Annotated in this window: 3 protein-coding genes; all 3 read right to left on the minus strand. The window is 58.2% G+C overall.

The features are described from left to right. The coding region (locus K5905_RS31485) for an ABC transporter ATP-binding protein (RefSeq protein WP_297591660.1) at positions 1-714 on the minus strand (714 nt) is incomplete at its 3' end. Beyond that, entirely contained in the window at positions 714-1,619 is a 906-nt protein-coding gene (locus tag K5905_RS31490; protein ID WP_297591661.1) for an ABC transporter ATP-binding protein, read from the minus strand. The genes K5905_RS31485 and K5905_RS31490, both read right to left, overlap by 1 nt. Before the next feature lie 2 nt (positions 1,620-1,621). Then, positions 1,622-2,518: an ABC transporter permease gene (locus K5905_RS31495; RefSeq protein WP_297591662.1), complete on the minus strand. Its 897-nt coding sequence runs from the start codon at positions 2,516-2,518 to the stop codon at positions 1,622-1,624. Positions 2,519-2,522: the final 4 nt, after the last annotated feature.

Raw genomic sequence — 2,522 nt, forward strand, 5'->3', positions numbered from 1 at the left:
CTGACGGGTATAGTCATGAGCAACGTTACCCGTGCGCATCTGTTCTTCGGTCATTTCCTCGATGACTTCTCCCCGGTTCATGACCGCAATCTTGCTGCAGAGGTGTCCGACAACAGCCAAGTCATGGCTGACCATGATGTAGGTCAGGCCGTGAGCCTTGCGCAATGCGGACAACAGATTGAGGATTTCAGCCTGCACCGACACGTCCAGTGCGCTGGTCGGCTCATCAAGCAGAATGACCCTCGGTTCCAGAATGAGGGCACGTGCGATCGCGACACGCTGGCGTTGGCCGCCGGACAGCTGATGGGGATAGCGGAACCGGTATTCAGGGCCGAGGCCGACTTCCTCCAGGATCCTGACGATCCGCTCATCCCGGTTTTCAAGACCGTGAATGACCAGCGGCTCTTTCAAGGTGTCATCAACCGTCCGGCGCGGGTGCAAAGAGCCGTAGGGATCCTGAAACACCATCTGCATATGCTTGCGAGATGCGACAGAGCGCTTACGTTCCAGTTGCTGGCCGTTCACAGTGATCGAGCCGGTCCAATGGCTGTTGATGCCCACGATGGCACGCAGGATAGTTGACTTGCCAGAGCCGGATTCACCAACCAGTCCATAGCTCTCGCCTTCGGCAACCTGCAAGTCGACATTCTTGACGGCGTGGATCTGGTCGTGACCCGATCCGAAAATCATGTCCAGGTTCCTGATATCGATCATCATGACGCTCCTCCGCCGTCCGCGCCTTCAGTGAGCCAGGCCGGATCCCGTTTCAGGACCGGCAGATCGTCGTGACTGCCGTCGAGGCGAGGCAGGCAATTGAGCAGTCCCTTTGTGTAGGGATGCTTGGCCTGATCGAGATGCTTGGCATCCAGGGTTTCCATGATCCGTCCGCCATACATTACCAGAACCCGGTCGCAAAAACTGGAGACCAGTTGCAGATCGTGACTGATCAGGACAAGGCCCATGCCGCGCTGACGCACCATGTCGTCCAGAAGCGCAAGAACCTGCATCTGAACGGTGACATCCAGCGCTGATGTGGGTTCGTCGGCGATCATCACCTGCGGATTGGTGATCAGCATCATGGCAATCATGATGCGCTGCCCCATGCCGCCGGACACCTGATGCGGGTATAACTTATAGACCTTTTCAGGTTCACGGATGCGGACCGTCTCCAGCATGCCCAGAGCCCTCTTCCTGGCTTCTGCTTTGGAAACGTCTTCATGCCGCCGGCAGGATTCTGCGATTTGTGCTCCGACAGTCAGAACAGGGTTCAGGGAGTATTTCGGATCCTGCATGATCATGGAAATGCGTGATCCACGAATGCTGCGCATTTGCTTCTCGCTGGCCTTCATCAAATCAAGGCCGTCGAACTCCATCCTGCCGGCGTCGATCCGTCCGTTCCCGGCGGTCAGGCGCAGCAAGGCGCGCCCAGTCTGTGATTTGCCCGAGCCGGATTCACCGACAATACCGAGCCGTTCACGGCCAAGGTCGAAACTGACGCCACGCACCGCATGAACCTGACCTTTGGGTGTCGAAAAGCGCACGTGAAGGTCCTGAACGGAGATCAGCGGGGCCTCAGACGAAGGCTCGGAAGAGAAACCTGTCATTTTCATCTCATTCATGGTCAGTGCCCTCCCGAACTGCGCGGGTCGAGCACGTCACGCAAACCATCTCCCAGCAAGTTAAAGCCGAGCGACACCACCAGGATGGCGATGCCGGGGATGGTAGGTACCCACCATTGATCAAGCAGGAAATCACGCCCGGTTGCAATCATGGCGCCCCATTCCGCCAACGGCGGTTGCGCGCCAAGACCGAGAAAGCCGAGACCGGCTGCTGTCAGGATGATGCCGGCCATATCCAGCGTAAGCCGGACAATGGTCGAGGACAGGCACATGGGCATGATATGAGCAAAAAGAATGCGCGTTTTGCTCGCTCCCATGATCTCGGCTGCCATGATGTATTCGCTGCGCCGAACCGTCAGCGTTTCCGCCCGAGCCAGGCGGGCATAGGGGGACCAGGTGGTCAATGCGATGGCTAGCACTGCATTTTCCAGACCAGGGCCAAGCACGGCGACGAAGGCAAGCGCCAGAATGAGGCGTGGGAACGCAAGAAAAATATCGGTGATGCGCATCAGGATCTTGTCGACCACTCCGCCAAAGAGGCCTGAGGCGGTGCCGATGATCAACCCGATGGGCATGACGATAATCGAGACGAGGAAGATGATGTAAAGGGTGACCCGGGATCCCCACACGATACGCGCAAAGACGTCCCGTCCCAGCTCGTCCGTTCCGAACCAGTGTTCAGCGCTAGGGGCTGCCAACCGGTTGGCAAGGTCCTGGGTGTTGCCGCTGCCGCCTGCAATCCAGGGCGCGAACAGAGCGACGAAACACAGGAAAGCCACGATGAAGAGTCCGAGCATGGCTATCGGATTGGACTTGAACGACAGCCAGCCGATATAGGCGCGCTGACAGCGGGCCTGGAATGCATTTTCGGGAAAATCCGCCAGCAACCAGCCGATCAGACCG

It is taken from the genome of Roseibium sp. (assembly GCF_025698965.1).
Lineage (GTDB): Bacteria > Pseudomonadota > Alphaproteobacteria > Rhizobiales > Stappiaceae > Roseibium.